The following is a 25,438-nucleotide window of genomic DNA, read 5'->3' as shown; positions in this document are numbered from 1 at the left end:
ACTCTATGAGTGGCTTTTTACGTTTTAAGATAAGGTCATTGCTGAGCTAAATTCACAGGCTTGAGCCTTTTTGATGCTCTAAACACCTCAGTAAACGTAGCTATTTTCTTTCTTAAACAAGCTTGCGATAACTTCTTGGTACTGCATCAAGTTAAATGTCGAGCTCTCAGAGTTGTACTTTTGCTGTCTAGTCTCTAAATAAGGCTGAGAAACCAGTGAACTTACCAACATCTGATAATAATGAAAGTTGGATTCGTTACAGCCATCAACTAAATAAAGGAGGTTTTCAAGAGTTTTGTGATAGATGAAACCGAACTTAGATTCTTTTAACCTTTGCACATTGTCGTGATTAAAAGAGTTTCCACCAAGAGTGAATAATAAAAATATATTTGGCGCACTTTCCCAAAACTCAATAAGCTCTGAGATTAACTGTTGTAGCTGTATCCCTTCCACTCTTTGATATTTTGAAAACTGTTCCTTAAATCGATTTGTATGCTCTTCAATGAGCTGGTCAAAAAGCTGTTCTTTATTATTGAAGTAATAAAGAATTAAAGCAGGACTTACCCCTGCATATTTGGCAATAGAGCGAATTGATACTTTATTGTAAGGCTGAGAAATAAATAACTTTTCTGCTGCACTTAATATTTCTTCTCTTTTTTCTGTTGGCATCAGATTATATCCCGCCCGCTTGTTTACATTTACCACACATTTTATAACTCTAAGAAACAATCTCAATATGAAAAAACACACATTTAATACACCGTTAGATAATCAAAACTTAGAAATATAAACTTAAAAATCTAAAATTAATGTGCTTTTAAATAGTATAATTAAAATCAAACTGAATAATTGTCATAAGAAACAATAGCATATAACCAAGCAATATCATGTAAGGGTTTTGTAAGGCTAACTATCTTAAATGTAAGGGTTTAGTAAGGCCACCAAGCTTAAATGTAAGAGAGATTAACTTAGACGTAAGCCAATGTAAGAGCGGCGCTCACATTGAGCGCCACATATAAAATTAAAGCTTTAAAATCACTTTAACTGTACTATCAACTAAAGATTCGTCGATATAAGCAATCGTATTTGTCGAGCTAGCAACCATGTCTTTTGCTAGGCTCTCCTGGCCAACAGCCTTAGGTGGCTGACCTTTACCCGTAAATACGCGCTTTGCCCAATATGCTTGCAACTGCGCTTCGGTTTTTTGAGTGATAGCTTGGTGAAATTCACCTTTCTTTGGGTGCCCGTCTTCCAAATCAACCGCTTCAATTTGTAGTGACTTGGCTTTTCCTAAGTACAACTTCTTAACCGTTGAAGCATCAAGCTCAGACATAGCAGGGTTACCAACTACAACTAGGCCAGCGAATGCGTTCATGCTACTAAGAAGAGCAGCGACTACTAATGTTTTTTTCAACATGATTTTCTTCCTTAAAATACCGCATCAACTTTTAAAGTGTACAAAACGTTATCTTCGTTCTTATATTCCGACGCTACACCACCATTAGTTGAACCAAAGCCAGTTAGGTAACTAATATCACCTTTTAGCGCAATATTCGGTAGGAAGTCCCAACGAGCACCAATGCTGTATGTTGTGCGCTGTGTGTTTAGCTTGTCAGCCAATGCTTTTGCTGAACCGTATGCGTATTTCGCAGACGCACTAGTTGGGTTTTGAAGTAGATTTGCAAGCTGACGGTTAGCTTCTGCATTTCGCTCGTTATCGTCCTGCGTTTTCATGTGTGACACGGTAACGAAAGGCGTTACTTCATCTAGACGGTATGCTGCAGTTAAGTAAGCTGAGTCCACATCGTAAAGAAATCCTTCAACAGTTGTGCGTGTCATTTCTGAAACAAGCATTAAGTTGCCATTTTCGTATCGACCACCCACACCATAAAACTTCGCTTTATCGTCATCAAACGTCGTATTCAATACTTCATTGTTGCCCACATTCCAGTTAGTCGCAGAACTGACCACAGTCTGGGCATACACAGCACGAAGCGTCCAAGTATCATCAGTCCAGTTGACAACACCACCAGTAATATCATCAAACTGAGTATCAGCTTTGTAGGTGTTTCTTGAACCCGAAAGCTTCTGTGAACCAGCAAAGCCTTGGAACGATAGCATGCTGTCATCCAGCTCTACATCATAAATGAAGTCGACACCCGTTAGAGAGGTCAGCACCACTGAACCGTACACTTCATTAGGTACTCGTACCCCAACTTGTGCGTAGCCCACTTCTAGATAATCAGAGTACATGAACAGTGGTAAACGTAATTTACCACCACGAACCGTTAAGTTCGGCGTAAACTTGTGGCTTAAGAATGCCCACTCAATATCTGGAGACCAGTTCTCTTTTTTATTACCACGAGCAACCATTTGAACAACGGCTGAAGTCGACGTATTAACTTCGAACTCACCTTGTAAACCAAACAAAGAACCTTCATCAAAAAGTACTTTATTCTCCGAATTCATGAAGCCATGGTTTTGATTACCTAGTTGCATGTTCAAAGATGCGAAACCATTGAAACTAAATTTATCAGCAATTGAGTTTTGCTCTTTCGCTTCAAGGATAGCGACCTTTTTCTCTAGCTCGGCCAATTTTTGCTCATCTGAAGCATGTGCAGCAAACGATGCTGCAAGCGCCACTGCTACAGGCAATAAGCGAAATGGGGAGTTAGTCATTATTGTTCTCCGTTATACTTTGAATTGTGATGTTGATTTACTCAGCTCTGTCACGATGCCACTCAACTGGTGGCTCAGAGCTTCTAGTTGATCGGTAGACTGAGAAACTTGTTGAGAGCACTGTCTAAAATCATCCATATGGGTATGAATTTGTTTTGAAGCGCGGGCTTGATGCTCTGTCGTACTCGCTATCTGACGGTTCAACTCAGTAATTTCTTCGACCTGTCCGCTAATTTCTAATAGGTAATCACCGGCGTTTTGTGCATCCTCAACCGCTTGAGAAGAGCTTGCGAGACCTTGGTCCATCGCACCTACCGCCGCATTTGAACCCGACTTTAGCTCACCGAGTAAGGCATTAATCTCAGTTGCTGATTGTTGAGTGTTATTGGCGAGCACACGTACCTCATCAGAAACGACTGCGAAGCCGCGCCCGTGCTCTCCTGCTCGAGCTGCTTCAATCGCCGCGTTTAGGGCCAATAGATTGGTTTGCTCAGCAACGCTTTGAATCGTGCTTAAAATTGAGCCAACATTGCTCGCATTTTTGTCCAGTTCTTTCAATTTGGTTGCGGTATCACGAATATTGCTCGCCAGTTCTTCTATCTCTTGGCTTGTTTTCAGCACTACTTGAGTACCCGTTTGAGCACTGGTATTGGCCTTTTGAGCTTGGGAGTCTGCATGTGATGCAAAGCCAACGACTTGTTCAATCAGAGCGATGATGTTGTTGACCGCGTCAGTCACTTCTTCGATGTGACCACGCTGGGTGCTGTTCAAGGCTAAGGTTTGATTGGACTCAGTACGGATTTTGTCGCTCACAACCTCAAGCTCTTGCCCAATGCTTAACGTGCTTGCAATGATCCCTTGAAGCTTCTCAATGAACTGATTAACGCTTTGTACTAAGGTTGCTATTTCATCTTTGCCGGAATAATCGATGCGAACGGTTAAATCACCATCACCCGTTGCGATTGCCTGCATTTTCTCAGTGACAAGCAGGATTGAACTGATGACAGATTTGAAAATCGCATAGCCCACCATAAAAACAGACAAGACAAAGAAAACGCCAAGCCAGATTGACTGCTGAGCAGCATCGTTTGCGGCATTCTCTGAATGTAATATGGTGTTTACTACATTTTTACTCGCTGATGAGCGAAGCGTTTCACTTGTCGCAAGTAACGAATTATATTCAGCAGTGAGCGTACTCGATCTTGCTGTCAAATTCTCGAAGGAGTCATTCAGGTTAATAAAATCTAGACTTAATGCGTACGCGGAATCCGTGTACTTTTTTAGCGAGCTTGACAGTTTGTTGAATGCTTGCGCCTGTGAAGGTAAAACATTGGCCCCTTTACTTGCTTCAGCTTGAAGTTCAGAGGATATTTGGCGCGCATAGTCGAGAGCCTGCTCATCTTCCATGATCACAGCAGCTTCGAACTGCTGTTGAACATTGGGCAGCAGCGAGTGAATTTTAGTGGCGTGCTCTAATGCAGGGTAATAACTTAATTCTAACTGAGTTAGTCTTTGGCTATTATCGCGGTGAATAAAAACATTAATGGTTATTATCGCCGCTAAACTGAGCGAGATAATAGATAAAAGAACGACGAATTGTACTTTTATATTGATATAACGAGACAGTAGCATAAGGTTCTATTGAATTAGCGCAAATTGATAATAATGTTACCGCCAGTTCACTTTTATCGGTGAACACATTCACTAAACAGACATCACTTTATGTTTAAATGGCTCCCCTATTATCTCTACGCCAGTAAATTGAATTCGGTTATTTTCTTTTCCCAGCTACTTTTCCACTCAGGCAGTTGATCTGCTGGCATCGGACGTGCAATAAAATACCCTTGAGCCAATGTGTCTTTATTACTGATTGAACGTATATCTTTCCAAATTGATATATCTTCAATGCCCTCTGCTACGGTCGTTAGATCCAATAATTTAGCGAGATAAAGTGAAGCTCTCACAATAGCTCGACTCGAGCGGCTTTGCTGGATGTTTTTAACGAAGTCGATATCCAGTTTCAATGCAGAGAATGGCAGATCCTCGAGTTGTTTCAGTGAAGAGTAACCCGTTCCGAAATCGTCAATCGCGAGTGGGATACCACGCATACATATTCTTGTTGTAGAAGCTAAAGCAAGCGCAACACTTTCAACTAGGTCGGACTCCGTTAACTCAAGCTTGATCTGCTCAACATCTAACCTACCGTTATCGATAAGCTTAAAGATATGATCGACAATTTCACCGTCGATCATATCTTTCGCTGTTAAGTTCAAAACAAACCTGCGGCTGCATAGGAAGCGTTGATCGTTAATCGCTTGCTCAAGTAACTGCTTCAATACATCCAGCATGAACCCTGAATCAATGAGACGCGTCAAAAAGAAAAATGGACTAAGGACACCATAGTGGGGATGCTGCCAACGAATCAAAGATTCACTCTCCTTCCATTCTCCGCTGTGAATACAGACGATAGGTTGATAGTGCAGAACCATCTCTTGGTTCTCGACTGCCTTTACGATGTCCTCATCAGTGATCACGATATCTCGATTTGAACTTGAAACCGACTCTGGTTTTTTAGTATCCCTACTTACCAACTCTAGTAACCGGGAACGATCAATCGGCTTTTCTAATACACCCAATAAATTGAGATTAAATGCCTTACACATTTTACTAGCTGCATCGAGCACGGTTTGGTTTTCAGCACTCGTTATGATGATATTACCCTTGAAGTTCAAATTAGCTAACCGTTTTAGCAATTCGATCCCATCGATCATTGGCATATTGAGGTCACACAAGATTAGGTCGACCGAAGACTGTTCAATGTGGTCTAACGCCTTACACCCGCACTCGAAAGAATGAACCATACCGACACTTAAGCTGTTCAATACCATGGTCATGACATTCAACTGAAAAGGGTGGTCTTCAATTACAATAATATTTTGATCCATAGTGTTCCACCAGCCTATTGAGCATACGTAGTGTAGAAGCTTTGTAACTTCTGCGTTAGTCGCTCCACTTCATGGAAACACTCTAAGTATCCACCTCTATGATTTGCAGAGGCGTCCTCTAGCTGTTGCAGTTGGTCAGCCATCTCAGTACTGCCAACCATCTTCGCTGCACCTTTCATTTTATGGGCAACTTGTTTGATCTCATCGAGGCTCTCGCTCTCACATGCAGCGAGTAACAAAGGCAAGTCTGAGCAGTGACTCTGAATAAAATCCTTGATGATCTGCTCGATGAGGTCCTGATCTCCAAATAATTCCATCAGGTTTTGAATATCAATGGGTGCAAGGCTAGGTTCGACGCTCGCATCATTGGCCGCTAACGGGCTAACAGCCGGTGTACCTTTCATAAGATGCTTATTGATCGTGTCACCAATCACTTTGAGCTTGGTAGGCTTAGACAAAAAGTCATCCATGCCAATCTCAAAACATTTGTCATTTTCACCCTTAACAGCGTTTGCTGTCAGTGCAATGATAGGCAATCTAGGTATATTGTGACTTTGCTCTTTCGAACGAATCTGTTTCGTTAGCTCATAGCCATCCACCTCAGGCATATGACAGTCTGTTATAAGTAAGCCATAGTCTTGCTTATCGAGCGCCGCTAGCGCTTCTCTACCGTTATCTACCATATCGGCATGAAAACCTAGCTGCTCGATCTGCTTAATAATGATCTGTTGGTTGATTGGGTGATCTTCCGCAATCAATATCAGCCTATCATTTTCCATCGCCGATTCGCGTGATTCGTTGCTTAATCGTAAGTTGTTTTCTTCCTTTACGACTTCTTCGACAAAGGTTGGATTATTGCTTAAGCAGTGTCTTAGCTGTGAAGGCAGTAATGGGTTCGCCGATAAATTCCAACCTAACTTACAAGGTGCAGGTGAAAGCATTCCATGTTCGCTTAGACAAATAAAATTCACGCTCTCGTAAGGAGAATCAATACTCTGAGCAAGCTCATGAGGGATGAACACAAAGCCAGGCTCAATGGTCTCTACCCAATGCGCTAACTCTTTCGTAGTTTGCAAGCTCTTTGCAATCACCTTAATCCCCCAAGATGTCAGGTAACTCTCCAACTCTTGATGCTGCATGAAGGTTTTGGTGAGCAAAGCGACTTTACCTGTCATATCTTGATACTGGTTATCATCAAGTGATGTCAGAGGTACTGAGATAGTAAATGTTGAACCTAAGTTCACCTTACTTGTCACGTTCAGTGTCCCGCCCATTTGCTCTATCAATTGCTTTGAGATAGTCAACCCAAGGCCCGAGCCACCATACTTTCTCGTAGTGCCTTCATCGGCCTGTACAAAAGGTCTAAATAAATTTCGGATATGCTCTTCGCTAATGCCGATTCCGCTATCGAAAACCTCAAAACTGACTTGTTGTTGGCCATCGTTTTGACAGACTAACTTCGTCGTTAAACCAACAGTTCCATGTTCAGTAAATTTAATCGCATTGCTCAACAGGTTGTTCAGTACTTGGCCGAGGCGGATGTCGTCCATCAAAACCGAGTCTTTTAATTCAGGGTCTAGCCAGAACTTAAACTGCAAACCTTTGGCATGCGCCTGCCTTGCCTGCAGTTGAGTTACCCTAAGAGTCAAGGTATCTAGACTTGCAGGCTGGTAATCCAAAGTCAGCTTACCTGCCTCAATTTTAGAGAAATCAAGAATGTCGTTAACGATGTGCAATAAGTTATTAGCGGACTGGCTTAACGTGGTATGAATCTTTTGTACTTCATGACCCACTTCATATTGCTCGGAAAGCTCTAACAAACTCACAATGCCACCAAGAGGCGTGCGGATCTCATGACTCATGTTGGCTAGAAATCTCGATTTCGCCTCGGTAGCAGCAATCGCACTCTGCCTTGCCTGAGTGAGCTCTTCTTGCTGCTGCTTTAGCTCAGTAATATCCGTCAGTACAGAGTCCCACTCGTAGTAATCACCACGATCGGATATTTTGCTTTGTAGGTTAAGCCAGCGATTCTGGTTCTCGATATTAACGCCAATATCCAGACTCAATTTTCCATCATTATTGCCACAACGTATTTTTCGAATCAGAGTACGGCGATCTTTCGCATTTAACGGCGCAAAGAAGCTCATTGGAGAACGACGTAATTGAGATGGCGTAAGCCCAAGAAGTTCTTCGATTCCATTACTGATAAACACGAACTCGATATCGTGTAAGCTTCGCTTAGGCTGGATGTGTTGTATCACCGCGCCGTGTAAATTGTTCGCGAGTTGTTGGACGCGGTCATCTGCACTTTTAGCGATTTTTTTCGCTTCATACAATTCAGTCAAATCATCGAGAATCGTTACTGAACCTTCGATATTTCCATTGGAAATGTACGGGCACTTCCAGTATGCGTAATGCTTACTGCCAAATGGCGAGACCACCTCTTTTTCCAAACGAGGCAAAACATTCCCTTTGTGGATCATGGTGTCTTCGTCTGGATTATTAATGATTGCTTCTTCTACTAAGTCAAAATCCTTAAGTGCCCTAGCCACACTGTTAAAACTCACAAGTTGGTTATCTAGATCACGTACCACAATTGGAAATGGCATTGCGTTAAGTAGTGAACGCTCGAACTCGACTTGATGCTTCAACGCAGACTCAGCACGCTTACGGTCCTCAACCTCACGGCTTAATTTCCAGCTCCATGCCATAATCGCCATGATAAGAACGGATGCGACAGAAATAAGAATGGCAGCACCCAGAATCACATCTTTAGTGTCAACTCCAGATTCGTAAGAAACATCTAACCAATTCTTTTTAATTTGCTGGAATTTATGATTTGGAATCGCAAACAGCGCTTTATTGATGATGTTTCCTAATATCTCTTGATCAGCTTCCACGCTGTAAGCCACAGGAATATCATTGTCTTTAGAAAGCAGGCTAATTACTCGCAAGTACCCTGAATACTGCCCTTGAAGAAGCGGTGATGCTAGATACAAAGAAAGCATTGCAGAGTCAACTTGCCCTTTATCAACCGCCTTTAATACTTGCTCAACCGAGTCATACTTTTTTATTGGGCAAGCTTCGCAGTAACGCTTGGCCAATTGGGAGCCAACGCTATCGTCAGTAGTACCGATAATAGCGTTCTGAGAAAGCTCACCAAACACATCGACCTTGTTACTATCGCTTTTACCAATCAGCGCCCACGGCTCAACCATATAAGGTTTTGAGTAAAGGTGACGATCGTCCACACCAGCAAAAGGAGTCGCTTTAGTATGGATCAGGGGTAGAGAAACCGTATGTAAGTCGTTCCCTTCGATACCGAAGTCATTTTCAAAAATGAAATTTAGACCAGTAAGTCGAGAGATCTCATTCAAGATATCAATAGAGATACCATCAGGCTGCCCTTCACTGTTCACAAATGAAATCGGCTTTGAGTCACGAATATACGACACATAGATATTGGGGTTCAGTGATAGGTATTGCTGCTCTTTTTCCGTCAATAACAACTTATTTTTGCTAACAACCAGTAACAGACGCCTTTGTATTTCGTTTAACCATTTCTTATGGACATTAACGATTTGATTAGGCTTATCTTGATTAATTGAAGTATTGATGATGTTCAATAGCTTCCTATTTTCAGGAGTATCAAGAAGAGCAATAACGTAGTTATTCAGAGGCAAGCCATCATGTAAATTTACAGACAGTGATGCATCGTAGGGGCTATTCATCAGCTTACTGTGTAACAACACGCCATCATCCACAACTGCGAGAACTTTCTCACGTGCAACAGCGGCTATCGCATCCTGATATGATGAGTATGATTCAAATGAAGAAAATGGAAGTAAGGACTTCACAGACGATGCATTGCTCGAGTTTTCAAAGTATGCAAGCTTGCGCCCTTTCATGAGCAAATGACTCTCGATAGGTTCGCTGCTCAAACTGATCATTCGGCTCGATAAAATCGGTTTCGAGTAGATAATGCCACCACTTGAAACATTTTGTTCTGCCGTGATGATGGCGTCCACGTCACCCGTATTTAGCATATTGTTGAGTTCAGACGGTGACTGGTAACCAACAAACTCTACACCATCAAGTCCATCTTTCACGTAGAAATCAACTAAGTCCGGCAATAAACCCGAAACCTCTCCTTGTTGTGATTGAGCATAAGGAGCAAAATCTGAGATTTGAATTCCCAGCTGAATTGATTCATCAGCTTGTGCTTTGTGTGATGCGAAAAACACCAATGTAATCAAAGAAAATAACTGGAAGAAAAAGATACGGTACATGATAAACCTGACGTTATAGCAGCAGCGTACTTTATAACGTCAACTTAACAACCATTCAGCAAGTAGCGTTAAACAAAATATTGATACTGTTTAATAAGCTAACCTCTCACTCATGCAGTAAGAGTTTTCGCATGCTGATATAATACACCCGTCTACTTTCGGCAGTTTCTCAAATTGAAACTCTTTAGCTTACGCATGAATCCAATCTCAATTGGCTAATCACCAAGACTAATACCCAAAAAACAAACGCTTTTCGATATGGGAGCGAATCAGTTTGACTCAACAACAGCACATTCATTCTCAAATTGAAAGCGAAAATTGCCTCTCAAAATAAAACTATTACTCAGCAGCCACGTATTGTCGCTCTGAGAACAGAGCACTCAGATATTTAACTAATTGAAAAAGTGATTATTTCAATTTGGCACGGGAAATGTTCCGGAAAACTAGACAAAATGGCATTAGATTTGCCTATTATAGATAACCCAACCAATGTACAGCAGGTTGCACTAATTATCATCACTGCCGCTTGTCACGGAGGATAGGCTATGACCTTACAAAGACATACATATTACGGCTTAATTCATCATGGAATTAAAACCCTATTAATGGACAGAGTTGGCCACTTTACTGAGCGCGAATATCATGAGTATCTTGACCTTACGACAGGAAAATCAACCTGTTTCGCGATGAGTGAACAAGAATTAGAAAACACCTTAGATAACCTTAAAAGTGAAGGCTATCTAGAAGACATCAAAAAGCTAATTTCTAGATACCAAACAACGCCAACCCGTTGAATTGCGCCTTAACAACGCCGGTATAGTACCTAATTGTCTCGGGCTATTTAGCATCGAGGCAATTTTGGTTAGACTGTCGGTAATTCAACTAACCGGATATTCAGTCCACATGAAACAGATTCTTGATTTCATCCCTCTCATCATTTTCTTCGCGCTCTACAAGATGTACGACATCTATACGGCTACCGGGGCATTGATTGTCGCTTCTGCACTTCAAATCGTTTTGACGTACTTCATCTACAAAAAAGTAGAAAAGATGCAAGTGATAACGTTTCTGATGGTCGCGGTATTTGGTGGAATGACCATATTCTTGCACGACGACAACTTCATTAAATGGAAAGTCACTATCGTTTATGCATTATTTGCTATTGGCCTAACTGCAAGCCACCTAATGGGGAAACCTGCGATTAAAGGCATGTTGGGCAAAGAGATTACACTTCCGGATGCGGTATGGGGCAAGATCAACTGGGCATGGACATTCTTCTTCACTCTTTGCGCAATCATCAACGTATATGTTGCTTTTAACCTACCATTAGATGTGTGGGTTAACTTCAAGGTGTTTGGCCTGCTAATAGCAACATTACTATTTACGCTGCTTACTGGCGTCTACATCTATAAGCATTTACCAAAAGAAAAACGACAAAAAGAGCAGCAAGAACTAACTGATAAAATTACTGACGAGAAGTAACCCAAAGGGGTGAGTCCTCATTCCGTTTTTGTTACAATTCTTGTCAATATGCTATACCTAGCGGCCAATGATACTCGTGATCATTGGCCGTTGGCTTTTTTTGTTGCGGAAACTGGTCAAAATAAAGCCTATTATTTAATGTAAATCGCACTAAATTATTGGCTATCTGATCTCTGTTGTTCATTGCGCTCGTTTGCAAATGCGCTTCACCAACCAACACTTCTGTTTTTATTTAGATAATCAATACCACCAAGAGTACAACAATGACGATTCAATCAACTTTGAACCCAATTGGTTCCCTACTTCTTCGCACATTAGCGATGCCTTCTGATACCAATGCAGCAGGTCAAATCTTCGGTGGTTGGATAATGTCTCAGCTCGACCTGGCCGGCGGCATCTTGGCCAAAGAGATCTCTAACGGCAAGATAGTTACCGTGTCAGTATCGAGCATTGAATTCAAGCAACCCGTATCCGTTGGTGACGTGGTATGTGTTTATGGCGATTGCACTAAGATCGGTCGGAGCTCGATGAATATCGACTTGGAAGTATGGGTTAAACCGGTTCTGGATCACGGCATTGGCGACCGCTACAAGGTATGTGGTGCAACATTCAACTATGTAGCCGTTGATGAAAGTGGCAAACCTCGAACCATTAAAAAATAAGCCAGCTTGCTTCGGGAATGGTCTTTAGTCTCAACCAGTGAAACCACTAAAGACCATACAAGTCTCCCGCACCAATTCACAATTTCTTATCATTAGCTCTTCCAATACCAATTAGTTCGCGTACATTAGCAATATAGCTATTTTATAATCTCCTAAATTCAGTGAAGTAAAATAAGGATATGCCAATATGTGGTACGTGATTTTCTCTCAAGATGTCGAAAATTCATTAGAAAAACGCCTCAGTGTTCGCCCACAACACCTAGAGCGCCTACAAACACTTCACGATGAAGGCCGCCTATTAACAGCGGGCCCAATGCCAGCGATTGATTCAGATAACCCTGGCGAAGCTGGTTTCACAGGTTCAACGGTAATCGCTGACTTTAACTCTTTAGAAGACGCACAGGCATGGGCAGACGCAGACCCGTACATTGACGCAGGCGTCTACCAAAATGTCATCGTAAAACCATTCAAGAAAGTATTTTAACGTGAAAAAATGGATTATTAGCTCACTGGCGGCTGTTCTGCTTGCAGGCTGCGCTTCAAGTGAGCAAGACCAACAAAGACAACTCGAGATGATGGCGCAGCACCGTGCTGGCGTATTATCTGCTGGCCTGCCGATTGAGTATGGCCCACTATCAGTTATGCGAGTTATGGCGAAAAACACCTTGATAGAAATCATGATGATTTACAACCAAGATGCTAAAGGTGCTAAGCCTTTAAACCAAGTTGTCGATATGAGTGTGAATAGCTACTGCACTAACTCAGAGGTAAGAGCAAACCTAGATATGGGCTTGGCTTACAACATCAAGATTCGTAACACACGCGGACAACTGATGGTCGAGAAGCTTATCAGCAAGGATACGTGTCAGACCGACAGCTAGATTCGAGATTCGAGATTCGAGATTCGAGATTCGAACAAATATGAACGATAAAGCCTCGCAGTAGCGAGGCTTTTTGTTGTGAGTCATCTAGCTCTTATGATTGTTAAGCTTCTTCAGACTCCCACTTTTTACGCAACTCCTTAGTCGCGAAAACTAGGTTAGTCAGTGCTGTTTCTGCGCAATTGCGAGTCTTTAGGCCGCAACCTGAGGTTGCCTATCAGCGTCTTGCCGGGATCTTCTCAGCTGCTTTCTTAAACAGACCAATAGTCCACTCTTGTGATGGAATGTTTGGCGAGTAAATATCGTAAACACCTGGGCCAATCGCATTCGGGTAGTTGAATTATTCAAAAGCTTTAAGCAGTTCCATGTTCGAACGAGACGTCTCAATAGTAATCACATCAGCATCTAATGAGGCGACTGAATCAATGATTTCGTTGAACTCGCTGTAAAACATATGTGTGTGAATTTGAGTTCGCGTTTTTCTCCGATACGTGGGTAGCCAAGAATATGCGTTGTTGTCGTCATGAACCTATTCCTTATTCAATAATTATTAGGGCCTTTTGAAAATTGCGCTTTTCAAAAAGCCGTCTGGATGGCTAAACCATCTAACGAATCAGCTCAATGAACAACGTCCAAATATTCATCTTGTTTATTAAAATATTCATCATCAATCAGCCTGAGGTTAATTTAACTAAATCCATCTGGACATCTAGACGTTTACAATTGGTAAAAAACCCCGTAGGGTGATTATTAAAAAATATTGAATTGGCTTAGGGAATATGAGGAATACTCATGATAGAGCTTAAACATCTGCGAACATTGACGACCTTAAGAGACAGCGGTTCACTCACCGCCACAGCGACCTCTCTGCACCTGACTCAGTCGGCTCTCTCTCATCAATTGAAGGATCTAGAGGCGCGTATTGGTGGGCAGTTGTTCCTACGCAAAACTCGGCCTGTAAAGTTCACCTCAGAGGGAGAGATCTTGCTAAAACTCGCTGATGAGATTCAGCCAAGAATCGCTAAAGCAGAGAATGAACTCGCGAGTCTGAAAGAAGACGTTAATGGTCGCCTGCATATGGCGATCGAGTGTCACTCATGTTTTCAATGGTTAATGCCTGCTCTGAAGGAATATCAAGTTGCTTGGCCAAGCGTAACTCTTGATTTCTCATCCGGCTTTGGCTTTGAACCCTTACCTGCGTTAATGGCTGGCGAGTTAGATCTGGTGATCACCTCAGATATTCAGCCTCGCTCTGAGATCCACTATGAACCACTTTTCGATTTCGAGATGCGATTGATCACTGCAATTAACTCACCTTTGGCTGAGAAGCCAAGCATTGATCCACAAGATCTTAGCGATCTCACAATGCTCTCGTACCCGGTTCAAAAACAACGTTTAGATGTGGTGAAACACTTCTTGCAACCTGCAGGTATTGAACCTAAGAAATGGAAGCAAGCAGACAACACCTTGATGTTAGTGCAAATGGTATCAGCCGGGTTAGGGGTTGCAGCCTTACCAAACTGGGCAATCAGTGAGTTTTCAAGACAGGGGTTAATTGCTAATAAACCCCTGGGTAAAGGGCTTTCAAGAAGACTATTCGCTGCGGTGAGAAATTCAGAGAAAGACAAGCGTTACCTGCAAGCATTCTTCAGCACAGCAAGGCAGCAGAGTAAGAGCCACCTAGATGGGATTGAAGTCGTTTAGCCATATAGGTTGTTAGTTCAACAAGACGTACAAAAACAAAAAAGTCACAGGTTACCTGTGACTTTTTAGATTCCGCAGCATTGGTTTCGCGATACCTGTTCATTCACGAAACATAGATTACCTTGCATATGACTTAAATTGGTTCGTCAGTGGATCGTATTGATAGCCGATCATGTCTAGCTTACCTACGACACTTTCTGTATCCATTTCATACATGCTAATCAGTTCTTCAAAACTGTCGCATTCTAAGCGCAGTTTTTCATTCACTATTCCCAGCAAGATAATACTATCTAGGCTTTTGACGCTACTTAAATCCATCTCGTACTCCTTACGAACACTCTGACTAGAATTAAGTTTAGAACGCTTAATCGCCCCACGCTAAAAAACAGATCACACTTCTTAACTCACAGAAATGCTTACAGCGCCCAAACTGGTGTTAGGCCAACGACAGCGACTAACAACATTAGTAATGACACCGTAAGTTGAACCTTCTCTGGCGTTTTAACAAACAGTAGATGCCAACACCACACAACGATTGAAGAGATAAGTAGTGCGAAGCTAAACAACAATGCTGAGATAACAAGTTCTAACTGAGCTTCAGAAAGAGAGTAAACGTTCACAACCGTCGCGAGTACTACCAGCATTCCTGTTAATACACCTACAACCGGCAAAAGGCGGTGAAATGCTTGCAAACGCGTTCTTGCGATAGTCAGCAGTAGATGAGCAAACGCCGCACCAAGCAAAACCACCAGCAATAATGTTGCAATAAGACCGACCACCGTTGGTTGCTCAAATGCTTGGATAGCAACATAAAAAAGCGCCAAACCACACGCTAAATACATCACCCAAATCGGGCCCGAATCACGTGTTTTCTTAGTCTGAACTTGAGAATAAAAATAAAAGATTGCGAACACGACAAGAAACGCCTCGACCTTGACTGAAGCCACGGCCAGCCAAAGTATGCCAATCGCTGGTAACATTTTGTGGATACGACCACGTTGCCCTGGGCAAATATCACCCTTTACCAGAATCAGGGTTAAGATCAGTTGAGCTCCCAATAACATTGGAGCAAATTGCAGTAATAATGTTTCAGCCATTGTGGATCTACTTATCTAGACTTATTTTCGCGAATAATATCAAAAACTGCTGCGAACACTAATCAAAATCACAAATTAGCGACGTTATTCAGGGCTTCAACTATGCTGTTGTTTGGCTCTTTTGTCGTTTTTATCAGCAAAATGACGAAAGACATCAAAATTAACAGGGGCATGTTCTTCTGGCTAGTCAGGGCGCATACCGCTATAATTCCCGCCTCAAAAATCAGAGGTCGAAATATGTACAGCGATATCACTCCTATTCACGAACACAAAAAATACTGGGCCGAGTGCTACGGAACTGCACCCTTTTTGCCTACCAGTAGAAAGGAGATGGATGCTCTTGGATGGGATAGCTGTGACATTATTATTGTGACTGGTGACGCTTATGTTGATCACCCTAGCTTTGGTATGGCTATCATCGGCCGTCTTCTTGAGGCTCAAGGCTTCCGCGTGGGCATCATCGCTCAACCAAAGTGGGACAATAAAGATGCCTTCATGAAACTAGGTAAACCTAACCTATTCTTCGGCATCACTGCGGGTAACATGGACTCCATGATCAACCGCTACACCTCTGATCGCAAATTACGTCACGATGATGCCTACACACCAAATAACGAAGGTGGTAAGCGTCCTGATCGTGCAACTCTGGTGTACTCTCAGCGTTGTCGTGAAGCCTACAAAGGCACACCAATCGTATTGGGTGGTATCGAAGCGAGCTTGCGTCGTGTAGCGCACTACGACTACTGGTCGGATAAAGTTCGTCGCTCTGTACTATTTGATGCAAAAGCGGACATCCTGTTATTTGGTAACGCCGAGCGTGCTCTAGTAGAAGTAGCACACCGCCTTGCTGATGGTGAAGATATCTCTAGCCTAACCAACATTCGTGGTACAGCAGTCAACCTTCCTGCTGCACCTGAAGGTTACAAGATCATCGACTCTTCTCGTATCGAAAAGCCAAACAAAGCTTACGTACCAGTAAACCCGTACGAAGTGGAAACGCAATGCGATACCAAAAAAGATGAAGAGCCAAAGGCGCAGCCAATTACGATTCGTCCTTCTCGTCACGATGCGAAGACGACAGCAGTACGTATCCCAGCGTTTGAAAAGCTTAACAACGACCGTATTCTTTACGCTCACGCAAGCCGTATTTTACACCTAGAGACAAACCCGTATTCAGGCCGTGCTTTGATTCAACGCCACGGTGATCGCGAGCTTTGGGTTAACCAAGCGCCAATCCCTCTAGCAACAGAAGAGATGGATTACGTGTTTGGCCTTGCTTATAAGCGTGTGCCTCACCCGATGTACGGCAAAGCAAAGATTCCAGCCTACGAGATGATAAAAACCTCGGTGAACATCATGCGTGGCTGTTTTGGTGGTTGTTCTTTCTGTTCAATCACAGAACACGAAGGCCGTATCATCCAAAACCGTTCGAAAGAATCTATCTTAGATGAGATTGAAGACATCAAAGATAAAGTACCTGGCTTTACTGGTACCATTTCTGACTTGGGCGGTCCAACAGCGAACATGTACCGTTTAGGTTGTTCAGACCCGAAAGCAGAAGTGAACTGTCGCCGTCCGTCGTGTGTGTTCCCGAAAATCTGTGAGAAGCTAAACACAGACCACAAACACACTATCGACCTTTACCGTTCAGCGAGAAAAGTACCAGGCGTTAAGAAGATCATGATCGCTTCTGGTGTACGTTACGACTTGGCGATTGAATCACCAGAGTACGTGCGTGAGCTTGTAACGCACCACGTAGGTGGCTATTTGAAAATTGCTCCAGAGCATACTGAAAAAGGCCCACTGGATCTGATGATGAAACCAGGTATGGGCACTTACGATCGTTTCAAAGAGATGTTCGAGAAGTACAGCGCTGAGGCCGGTAAGAAGCAGTACCTAATTCCCTACTTCATCTCGGCTCACCCGGGCACAGAAGATGAAGACATGCTGAACCTGGCATTGTGGCTTAAAAAGCACAACTACGAGTGTGACCAAGTACAGAACTTCTACCCATCGCCAATGTGCAACGCAACGTCGATGTACTACTCAGAGACAAACCCTCTGAAACGCGTTAAATACAAAAAGCGTGAAGATATCCCCGTGCCAAAAGGTGACCGTCAACGTCGTCTGCATAAAGCATTGCTTCGCTACCACGATCCAGAGAACTGGAAACTGATTCGTGAAGCTTTGATTGACATGGGGAAAAAACACCTGATTGGTGATAAGCCTGGTTGCTTGGTTCCTGAGGATGACTTTGATGCTCAAACACCAGCGCAGCGTCGCAAGTCTGGCCGTCACGGCTCACAACGTTTTGCTACTAAGCACAGCAAATCTCAACCAGGATTAGGTGGCGAGAAGCCACGTAACCACTCTAAATCTGGTGGCAATAAGCCTAAATTAGGTGGTAAGAAACCTGTTGGCAACAGCAATGGTGGTCAAGGCAATGGTGGCGGTAATGGAAACTCTCGTAAGCCAGCAACGGGCTTCATCAAGAAAGGACCGGGCGGTCAATCACAAGGCAATGGCAAACCAAACCGTAATAAAGGTGGTAATGGCCAAGGTGGAAAGCCGACAGGTAACGGAAAGAACCGTCAACGTGCTGCACAACGCTAACCTTGTAAGCCAATACCATTAGCGAACACAAAAACACAAAAACACAAAAACACAAAGCGCAGCTATTTAGCTGCGCTTTTTCGTATCTTGCGATTGATGATTCTAAGTTCAGCTAATCATTGCGCCTCACGGGCAAAAACCCAATGCTGACTGAACAAATAGTTCGTCATCATACCTACTAGAATCCCCACCGCCATTGCAACAAATACGGCCCCTGTAAATTCGGGTAGTAGTTGCATCACCAACTGAAAACACAGCAAGTTAGGTATGGCCGATATTGATGCTGACAGCATGAACTTTTGCCATTGAATCAACTTATCTGACCAACTGCCCTGCTCTTTACAATCAAACGTTAGCACGCGATTGCCAAACCACGTTGTGGTAGCAGCAACAATGAAAGCACCTATCCTCGCATTCATCAGTGGTAAACCTATTAAATAGTGCAGCAGCGCAAACACGGCGCAATCAACAACAAACCCACAAACACCAACTGCAGCGAACCGAAAGATCTTCTGTTGGGACTGTAACCTTTGGCTACCCACCCGAAGCATATCTTTGCAAACGCGTAAGCTTACGTTAAGGCTGACCATAGCTTCCAATGTATATTTGACTCAACGATTGGTTGGGTTTGACGTTCTGGCTATGACAGGTGAACAAAGCTCGCTTTATTTTGACAGTCGGCTCCAAAATACAGCTCAGTGCATTTTCTTTTATCTTGGTTTCGACTTCTGCTCTTTTACCAATCAAGTAGAACTTATCGACACCATCAAGTTGCTCGATGTTGAGTAGTTTCTTCGCTTGCCCCTGGCTATAAAATTGACCAGAGAAAGGTCGCTTGCCCACGTAGAAGCTTGGCGCAGAATCCGTAATCTGTTCAAATATGATACGGTCACTCTTCTCGTTCGCCTTACCTAAGTTCAGGTACACCATCGCGATCATCAGCAACACTGGCAGAACCAAGGCCACGCTGGAGAACCACTTCTTATCTTTTTCCACTACGAGAATAGCAACCAACAAACCAAGAGCAGGAATACCCGGAAGCACATACGCAGGAAGAATGTTACCTGCCATGGTAAATAGAATCAGAGGTGAGATTAACCAACACACCAGAAATGAAAACAGCCCGCTATTCTCAGCGTTAATTTCCGCAATTCTCTTGCGGCGAGCAAATGCCAATATTGGTAAAACAATCGACCAAGGCGCAGCGGCTTGAATCCAGAATACCCAGATCATACCTCGCGTTTCATCATGAGCAGATCCATAAAGATCCCCTTCCCAACCGCTTATCACAAAGCGTTTGAAATGTTCACCAACTATGAAGTAATCAATAAACCCTGGTGTCGCGATCTCAGCCATAATGTACCACGGCAACGCAATAACTAACATTACACCGATACCAGATAACAGTGGGAAACGTTGCCAAAGGACTTTGAAAGCACCAAAAAAGCCATGTTGTAATACTAACCAAGGAAAAACTGCAATAACCATAATGACAACGGCCACAGGGCCTTTTGCAAGTAAACCTAATGCCAAGCCAATGAAACCGATATATCCCCAATTTCTATTGCTCTTATCGCTTCCTTCTCCCTGCCAACACAAATAAAACCCTAACATCGCAATCGTCATAGATAAGGTTAACGCCATATCAGTCATTACCGCGCCAGCAGCAATCGAGAAAATGCCACAGGTCGCCAATACCACTGCCGCAACCAACGCACTTTGTCCGCTGCGCTTCGCCATATACGCGACCAATAAAATTGTCGCGAAACCTGCCAACCAATGCGGAGCACGGACAGCGAACTCGCTTAGTCCAAAAAGCTCAATGCCAATCGCACTCATCCAGGTAAACATCGGAGGCTTACCCCAAAAAGGGATGCCGTAATCGAACTGAGGGGTTAGCCAATTACCGGTTTCCACCATTAGGCGTGCCATTTCCCCATAACGAGCCTCAGTGGTATCCATCAACGGATATGTCGCCAAAGACAAGAGCCTCAGAACCAATGCAAAAACCAATAAATACCATAGGTGTGTTCTATTCAGGCTCATGCCGATTCCTCTAATTTAAAGTGTGTTTTTAATGCGGGTGTATCAACCACAGACTGGATCAAATACAAAGGACGATTCTTGGTTTCAATGAAGATACGACCTATGTATTCCCCCATTAAACCGATACTCAGAAGTTGAATGCCGCCGAGGGCAAGTTGAACTACCATCATAGATGGGTATCCTGTGATTGGCTCACCAAACATCAGAGTTTTGAAGACAATAACCATCCCGTAGATAAACGCGCTCAGCGCAACTATCCCCCCCACAGCCGTCGCAATACGCAGCGGTCGAATTGAGAATGACGTAATACCATCCATCGCCAACCCAATCAGCTTAAGGTAATTCCACTTCGTCTCCCCACAGAAACGCGCATCACGATTAAATTGAATGGTCGCTTGGCGGAAGCCCGGCCATGAAAAAATGCCTTTCATATAACGATTACGTTCTGGAAGTTGGTTAATATGGTCGACAACTTCACGGCTCAGCAGTCGGAAATCCCCCACATTCTCTGGAACGTCAATCTTGGCAGCCGCATTCATCACTTTATAAAAGCTCGCCGCTGAAAACTTCTTAAACCAAGTTTCTCCGTCACGTTGGCGACGTTGCATGTTGACGACGTCATAGCCTTCACGCCATTTGGCAATCATTTGAGGAATTAACTCAGGAGGATCTTGCAAGTCTGCATCTAATAAGATCACCGCTTGCCCGCGACAATGCTCTAAGCCAGCACTCATAGCCGACTCTTTACCGAAGTTACGGCTCAGTCCGATAACAGAAATAGAACTATTGATAGAGGTGAATGAGCTGACCATGTCTAAGCTGTTATCTTTACTGCCATCATCGACATATACAATCTCACTGGTAATCTGCAGGCTATCTAACACCTTGGTTAAGCGTGAATGAAACTCTTCCAATGCCTCTTGTTCGTTATAAAAAGGCACAATGATAGACAGCAAAACCGCTGGGTGGATCTGCGAGAGGGATTCTTCAGGTCGGCTAATATGAAGTTCAGACATAATACGTTCTTCTATTTATTAATCTGAGATCAATTTACGCGCCCATAAGTGAAATTTATGTTATTGACATATTTTTCACGCTCACCCAGGATAATGTTACTGTCTATTTCTGTATGAGATTCAAAATGAAACGAGTTCTATTGGTCGAAGATAACCGTGAAATTGCAGGTGTCTTATTTGATTATTTTGAGTGTATTGGGATGGAACTCGATTATGCAGACAACGGAGAGCTTGGCCTGCAGCTCGCAATGGACAACTCATTTGATATCATAATTTTAGATCTGATGTTGCCACGAATGGATGGCCTTACCGTTTGTAACAAGCTGCGAGACCAAGGAAACGCAACACCTATCCTGATGCTGACTGCACTCGATAGCCGTGAAGATATGTTGAAAGGCTTTGACCACGGTGCGGATGACTATCTCACCAAGCCCTTTGACTTAGATATTCTAGAGGCAAGAATGAATGCGCTGGTTCGCCGTTACCGCGGAAAAGTAGCGTCCTCCAAGCTTCAATTTGGCGAGCTCACTATAGACCAGAAAACCCGCAAGGCTTACCGCCAAGACAAGCTGCTGGCACTCAATCCAACCACCTATACCATTCTTGAGGTGCTATGCCAGAATGCACCTGAAGTAGTAACGCGCGAAAACATCTCGTACAAGCTATGGGAAGAAGACGAGCCAAACAACGATGTACTGCGCAGTCATATTTACCAACTGCGAAATCAACTCGATAAGCCCTTTGATACCCAGATACTGATTACCGTTCCTAAAGTAGGATTTCGTCTGGAGTCTTCCAATTGATTCTCAATGTTCTCACTAGTACAAAAACCCTAACAGGCCGCTTAGCGCTTTTCTTTGGCTTGATGGCCGTAATTATGACGGCATTTGTCTATGTGGTCTTTATATCCGCACTGTTTTTGTCTGAAGACAGCGTCAGCGAAAGGCGAATCCTGATTGACCGCAACTACGCCATCAGCCAGTTTCAAGCTGGGGAGAATGGTGAATTAAGAATAGATGAACTAACCACGGCTTATAATGACCCAACACTCGTGCCTAAAGAATATTACAAGCTTATCGAAGGCCAAGAAAACTTCCTTGGCGAAGTGGGTCAAGAGCCAAACTCACGCATGGTCTATGTTGGTGAGTACACATACCAAGGCAAAACCTACCCTATAATTCTCCTGTCTGAGATAGACCTTATCGAACTGGACCAAACAGAATCAGTGTACGCGACAATGTTTATACTCACGTTGCTCTCTACCCTAATCTTTTGTTTTGGTTCAATACTTTACAGGTTATCAAAACGGCTTATTGAACCATTTAACTCTCTTTCTGCACAGCTTGAGTCAAACAAACTCAACCTCAACGAAGAATTTGGAGTGAGTGACGATGCTGCGATTGAATTCCGTCAACTGACCGATCAACTCAATCAATATCGTCGAGAAATCAACTCCCTTATCAAACGTGAGCAAGCCTTTGCACGCTACGCAAGTCATGAATTGAGAACACCATTAACGGTTGCACGTGGTGCCAATAAACTACTGATCCGAAGTGAAACGACCGAGTTTCAATCTCGTCAGGTTGAGCGTATTGATGACGCCATCGTGCAGATGTCTGAGATGGTCGATGCCTTGCTTGGCCTCGTGCGATATGAAAGAAACAGTGACGACGCACCACTGCGCTTGTTTAGTCAACAAGAACTAGAAGCTATTATGTCAAAAAGCACGTCGCAGGCCTCTGAAAAAGAAGTCGAGATATCGTTAATCGTTGAGTCAGAGCCAACCATTCAAGCCACCAGCGCTATCATGAATATGTTGATTGGTAACCTGCTAAGAAACGCTATTGCGGCAACTAATTTCGGCACTGTGACCATTACTTTGTCTCAAAACAGCATCACTATTGAAGACCAAGGCGAAGGCCTACAAGATCAATACAACCCTAACGGCCACGGTTTAGGGCTATTGATTGTCGACGACCTGTGTCAACGCTATCACTGGGACTTCAAACTGTTCAACCGAAGTTGTGGTGGATGTACGGCTCAAATCACCTTTTAGAGCGATCGAAATTCACTAGTATCTATTGACTCAATACCGAGTGAAAACTTGATGTAGTTGGTTTACAGAGCCAATAACCTGCTAGATACTCGTAAGTCCAATTTGATTTTAAAATGCTGGCTTTTTAGTCAGCATTTTACTAAGTGCGATGAAACTAAATAATAGCCCTATAACTCAGCATCAATACAACGACCACACCTTTTTCTTAAAGCGTGATGATCAGCTGCACTCCCACTTTTGTGGCAATAAAGCCCGCAAGTTCATGAAGCTGCTAGAAGACGATCACCCGGACATCACCACCCTAATCAGCTACGGCTCAGCGCAAGCGAACTCTCTGTTCTCACTCGCGGCATTGGCTAAGATTAAAGGTTGGACGCTGGAGTTTTACGTCGACCACCTACCTCAATGGTTACAAGAGCGCCCAATCGGCAATTACCGTGGTGCCATCGACCTCGGCGCTAAAGTCATTTCAGTCAAAGAAACAGGCTCAGAACTTCATCCCCAACAGTACATCGAGCAAGTGAGACAACCAGAATCACAGTGCATCGTGTTACCTGAGGGTGGGCGCTCTCAACTTTCCGAATATGGTGTGAAGCAACTGGCATTAGAAATACTGAGCTGGACGCGCTTTGAAAACCAATACGATTTTGTTGTGGCACTACCAGCAGGCACAGGAAGCACTGCACTTTATCTTCATAAACACCTAAAGTTACACAATATTCCGGTGCTAACTTGCGCTTGTGTCGGTGGAAGTGACTACCTGACTCAGCAATTCAATGAGCTTGGCGAAACCGAACATCCACACATATTGCCTCTCCCAAAAAAGCATCACTTTGGTAAACTGTATAAGCAAGACTATCAGACTTGGCTAGATCTTCAGGAGCAAACTGAGATTGAGTTTGATCTGCTTTATGACCCATTAATGTGGCAATGTTTAGAGCAATGGCAGGTAGATAACCCAACCAAAACCATTATCTATATTCATCAAGGTGGCATCTTAGGAAACGAGTCGATGTTACCGCGCTACCAACGCAAGTATCCTGATATAAAGACAACTGGTTCTAACAGCAATAGCAGCGCATCACCTGCTTGGTAATGGTTAAAATCTTCTAAACCTGTTATTCGAACAATCACAGTGACGGCTTACTGTGATTGTTTCTTACGTTTAAACCTCTTCCCATTTAAGACAACAGACCTTCTTACTTTATCCATCAAAGCCAAACTGACAATTTGGCGAGAATCATAATGTTATCTATACTTGCCATTGGATTGTCACTCGTCACCTGAAGGATTAATGTATTCGAGTACTTACTACACTAGGTCTGTTTTCGGTTTTGCTTCCTTTTGCAGCACACTCTGGAGAAAACGTCATCTACCTGGTGGACGGCATGGAGTATTAAGGTTACTGGAGCGAAGCAAGCGTTCAAGCCCCCCTAGTACTTTTAATACACGATTGGGATGGCTTGACCGACTACAAGAAAAAGCTTTCTGAGATGCTCAACGAACTCGGTTACAACGTGTTTGCTATCGACCTGTTTGGCAAAGACATTCGCCCAACAGAAGTGAATGATAAAAAGCAACACACGGGAGAGTTGTATAAAGACCGTGAAAAAATGCGCGCACTACTTAATGCAGGCGCGATGAAGCGCAAAGGCTTAGCGGTAACTTAGATAAAAATGTGATGATGGGTTATTGTTTTGGTGGTGCTGCCGTATTAGAAGTCGCGAGAGCAGGAATTCCATCCAAAGCTTATGTAACCTTCCTCGGTGGTCTATCAACACCAAAAGGACAAGCCTACTAACAAACCACAGCGCCAGTTGCTGTGTTCCATGGAACGGCAGACGCAATGATATCAATGCAGGGTTTGGGCAGCCTTGCCGCTGAATTGGAATCAGCCAAAGTACCTCATGAGATGATCACCTACAGCGGAGCCCCTCATGCGTTCACCGTGTTTGGTTCCAATAATTA

Annotated in this window: 21 protein-coding genes and 3 pseudogenes; 12 read left to right on the top strand and 12 right to left on the bottom strand. The window is 43.4% G+C overall.

Features of this window, described 5'->3' with window-relative positions; translation table 11 throughout:
* Positions 1-87: 87 nt before the first annotated feature.
* From ACTRWI_RS17855 to ACTRWI_RS17830, 6 genes are all read right to left on the bottom strand, one after another.
* Positions 88-669, bottom strand: a complete 582-nt coding sequence (locus tag ACTRWI_RS17855; protein ID WP_499133139.1) for a TetR/AcrR family transcriptional regulator — start codon at positions 667-669, stop codon at positions 88-90.
* 352 nt (positions 670-1,021) lie between these two features.
* Positions 1,022-1,417, bottom strand: coding sequence for a phosphate ABC transporter substrate-binding protein (locus ACTRWI_RS17850; protein WP_499133138.1), 396 nt, complete (start codon positions 1,415-1,417; stop codon positions 1,022-1,024).
* An 11-nt stretch (positions 1,418-1,428) separates the two neighbouring features.
* Positions 1,429-2,679: a hypothetical protein gene (locus ACTRWI_RS17845; protein ID WP_499133137.1), complete on the bottom strand. Its 1,251-nt coding sequence runs from the start codon at positions 2,677-2,679 to the stop codon at positions 1,429-1,431.
* A gap of 12 nt (positions 2,680-2,691) precedes the next feature.
* Positions 2,692-4,311 carry a methyl-accepting chemotaxis protein gene (locus ACTRWI_RS17840; RefSeq protein ID WP_499133136.1) on the bottom strand — a complete coding sequence of 540 codons (1,620 nt, stop codon included), beginning with the start codon at positions 4,309-4,311 and terminating at the stop codon, positions 2,692-2,694.
* A 116-nt stretch (positions 4,312-4,427) separates the two neighbouring features.
* A complete protein-coding gene (locus ACTRWI_RS17835) occupies positions 4,428-5,624 on the bottom strand; it encodes an EAL domain-containing response regulator (protein ID WP_499133135.1) in 1,197 nt (398 codons plus the stop codon).
* A gap of 14 nt (positions 5,625-5,638) precedes the next feature.
* Positions 5,639-9,913, bottom strand: coding sequence for an ATP-binding protein (locus tag ACTRWI_RS17830; protein ID WP_499133134.1), 4,275 nt, complete (start codon positions 9,911-9,913; stop codon positions 5,639-5,641).
* A 545-nt stretch (positions 9,914-10,458) separates the two neighbouring features.
* Between ACTRWI_RS17830 and ACTRWI_RS17825 the strand changes: the two genes are divergently transcribed.
* The 5 genes from ACTRWI_RS17825 (at position 10,459) to ACTRWI_RS17805 (ending at position 12,938) form a co-directional block, all read left to right on the top strand.
* A complete protein-coding gene (locus ACTRWI_RS17825) occupies positions 10,459-10,707 on the top strand; it encodes a hypothetical protein (protein WP_499133133.1) in 249 nt (82 codons plus the stop codon).
* 109 nt (positions 10,708-10,816) lie between these two features.
* A complete protein-coding gene (locus ACTRWI_RS17820; protein ID WP_499133132.1) occupies positions 10,817-11,395 on the top strand; it encodes a septation protein A in 579 nt (192 codons plus the stop codon).
* A gap of 263 nt (positions 11,396-11,658) precedes the next feature.
* Positions 11,659-12,057, top strand: coding sequence for an acyl-CoA thioester hydrolase YciA (yciA, locus tag ACTRWI_RS17815; protein WP_004741235.1), 399 nt, complete (start codon positions 11,659-11,661; stop codon positions 12,055-12,057).
* Positions 12,058-12,244: 187 nt separating this feature from the next.
* Positions 12,245-12,541: a YciI family protein gene (locus tag ACTRWI_RS17810; RefSeq protein ID WP_017069992.1), complete on the top strand. Its 297-nt coding sequence runs from the start codon at positions 12,245-12,247 to the stop codon at positions 12,539-12,541.
* Position 12,542: 1 nt separating this feature from the next.
* A complete protein-coding gene (locus tag ACTRWI_RS17805) occupies positions 12,543-12,938 on the top strand; it encodes a GspS/AspS pilotin family protein (RefSeq protein ID WP_499133131.1) in 396 nt (131 codons plus the stop codon).
* 103 nt (positions 12,939-13,041) lie between these two features.
* Here the strand turns inward: ACTRWI_RS17805 and ACTRWI_RS17800 are convergent.
* Positions 13,042-13,419: pseudogene (locus ACTRWI_RS17800) on the bottom strand (5-methyltetrahydropteroyltriglutamate--homocysteine S-methyltransferase); the annotation flags it as partial.
* 311 nt (positions 13,420-13,730) lie between these two features.
* On the opposite strand from ACTRWI_RS17800, the gene ACTRWI_RS17795 reads away from it, so the two are divergent.
* Positions 13,731-14,642 carry a LysR substrate-binding domain-containing protein gene (locus ACTRWI_RS17795; RefSeq protein ID WP_499133130.1) on the top strand — a complete coding sequence of 304 codons (912 nt, stop codon included), beginning with the start codon at positions 13,731-13,733 and terminating at the stop codon, positions 14,640-14,642.
* 117 nt (positions 14,643-14,759) lie between these two features.
* On the opposite strand, the gene ACTRWI_RS17790 is transcribed toward ACTRWI_RS17795, so the two are convergent.
* Both ACTRWI_RS17790 and ACTRWI_RS17785 read right to left on the bottom strand, forming a co-directional pair.
* Positions 14,760-14,960: a DUF4250 domain-containing protein gene (locus tag ACTRWI_RS17790; RefSeq protein ID WP_499133129.1), complete on the bottom strand. Its 201-nt coding sequence runs from the start codon at positions 14,958-14,960 to the stop codon at positions 14,760-14,762.
* A 98-nt stretch (positions 14,961-15,058) separates the two neighbouring features.
* Positions 15,059-15,739, bottom strand: a complete 681-nt coding sequence (locus ACTRWI_RS17785; RefSeq protein ID WP_499133128.1) for an HI_1241 family integral membrane domain — start codon at positions 15,737-15,739, stop codon at positions 15,059-15,061.
* A 237-nt stretch (positions 15,740-15,976) separates the two neighbouring features.
* Here ACTRWI_RS17785 and ACTRWI_RS17780 point away from each other — a divergent pair, with 237 nt between their 5' ends.
* A complete protein-coding gene (locus tag ACTRWI_RS17780; RefSeq protein ID WP_499133127.1) occupies positions 15,977-18,352 on the top strand; it encodes a YgiQ family radical SAM protein in 2,376 nt (791 codons plus the stop codon).
* A gap of 116 nt (positions 18,353-18,468) precedes the next feature.
* On the opposite strand, the gene ACTRWI_RS17775 is transcribed toward ACTRWI_RS17780, so the two are convergent.
* The 3 genes from ACTRWI_RS17775 to ACTRWI_RS17765 are packed head-to-tail and all read right to left on the bottom strand — an operon-like array spanning position 18,469 to position 21,414.
* Positions 18,469-18,903, bottom strand: a complete 435-nt coding sequence (locus ACTRWI_RS17775) for a GtrA family protein (protein ID WP_499133140.1) — start codon at positions 18,901-18,903, stop codon at positions 18,469-18,471.
* Positions 18,904-18,928: 25 nt separating this feature from the next.
* The gene (locus ACTRWI_RS17770; RefSeq protein WP_499133126.1) at positions 18,929-20,398 is read right to left on the bottom strand and encodes an ArnT family glycosyltransferase; all 1,470 of its coding nucleotides are present in this window, start codon (positions 20,396-20,398) and stop codon (positions 18,929-18,931) included.
* Positions 20,395-21,414 carry a glycosyltransferase family 2 protein gene (locus ACTRWI_RS17765; RefSeq protein WP_499133125.1) on the bottom strand — a complete coding sequence of 340 codons (1,020 nt, stop codon included), beginning with the start codon at positions 21,412-21,414 and terminating at the stop codon, positions 20,395-20,397. Before ACTRWI_RS17765 ends, ACTRWI_RS17770 begins: the two co-directional genes overlap by 4 nt.
* A gap of 125 nt (positions 21,415-21,539) precedes the next feature.
* Between ACTRWI_RS17765 and ACTRWI_RS17760 the strand changes: the two genes are divergently transcribed.
* From ACTRWI_RS17760 to ACTRWI_RS17740, 5 genes and pseudogenes are all read left to right on the top strand, one after another.
* Positions 21,540-22,217 (top strand): response regulator transcription factor, encoded by a 678-nt coding sequence (locus ACTRWI_RS17760; RefSeq protein WP_499133124.1) that lies wholly within the window; start codon positions 21,540-21,542, stop codon positions 22,215-22,217.
* The gene (locus ACTRWI_RS17755) at positions 22,214-23,470 is read left to right on the top strand and encodes a sensor histidine kinase (protein ID WP_499133123.1); all 1,257 of its coding nucleotides are present in this window, start codon (positions 22,214-22,216) and stop codon (positions 23,468-23,470) included. The genes ACTRWI_RS17760 and ACTRWI_RS17755 overlap by 4 nt, the downstream gene beginning before the upstream one ends.
* Positions 23,471-23,618: 148 nt before the next feature.
* A complete protein-coding gene (locus ACTRWI_RS17750; RefSeq protein WP_499133122.1) occupies positions 23,619-24,566 on the top strand; it encodes a 1-aminocyclopropane-1-carboxylate deaminase/D-cysteine desulfhydrase in 948 nt (315 codons plus the stop codon).
* 331 nt (positions 24,567-24,897) lie between these two features.
* A pseudogene (locus ACTRWI_RS17745) lies at positions 24,898-25,140 on the top strand (dienelactone hydrolase family protein); the annotation flags it as partial.
* An 11-nt stretch (positions 25,141-25,151) separates the two neighbouring features.
* Positions 25,152-25,438 (top strand): annotated as a pseudogene (locus ACTRWI_RS17740) (dienelactone hydrolase family protein); the annotation flags it as partial.

Source organism: Pseudoalteromonas sp. G5_S1_14_S5 (genome assembly GCF_054968605.1).
The sequence above is the reverse complement of the archived record's forward strand: the minus strand, read 5'-3'. Positions and strand labels throughout refer to the sequence as shown.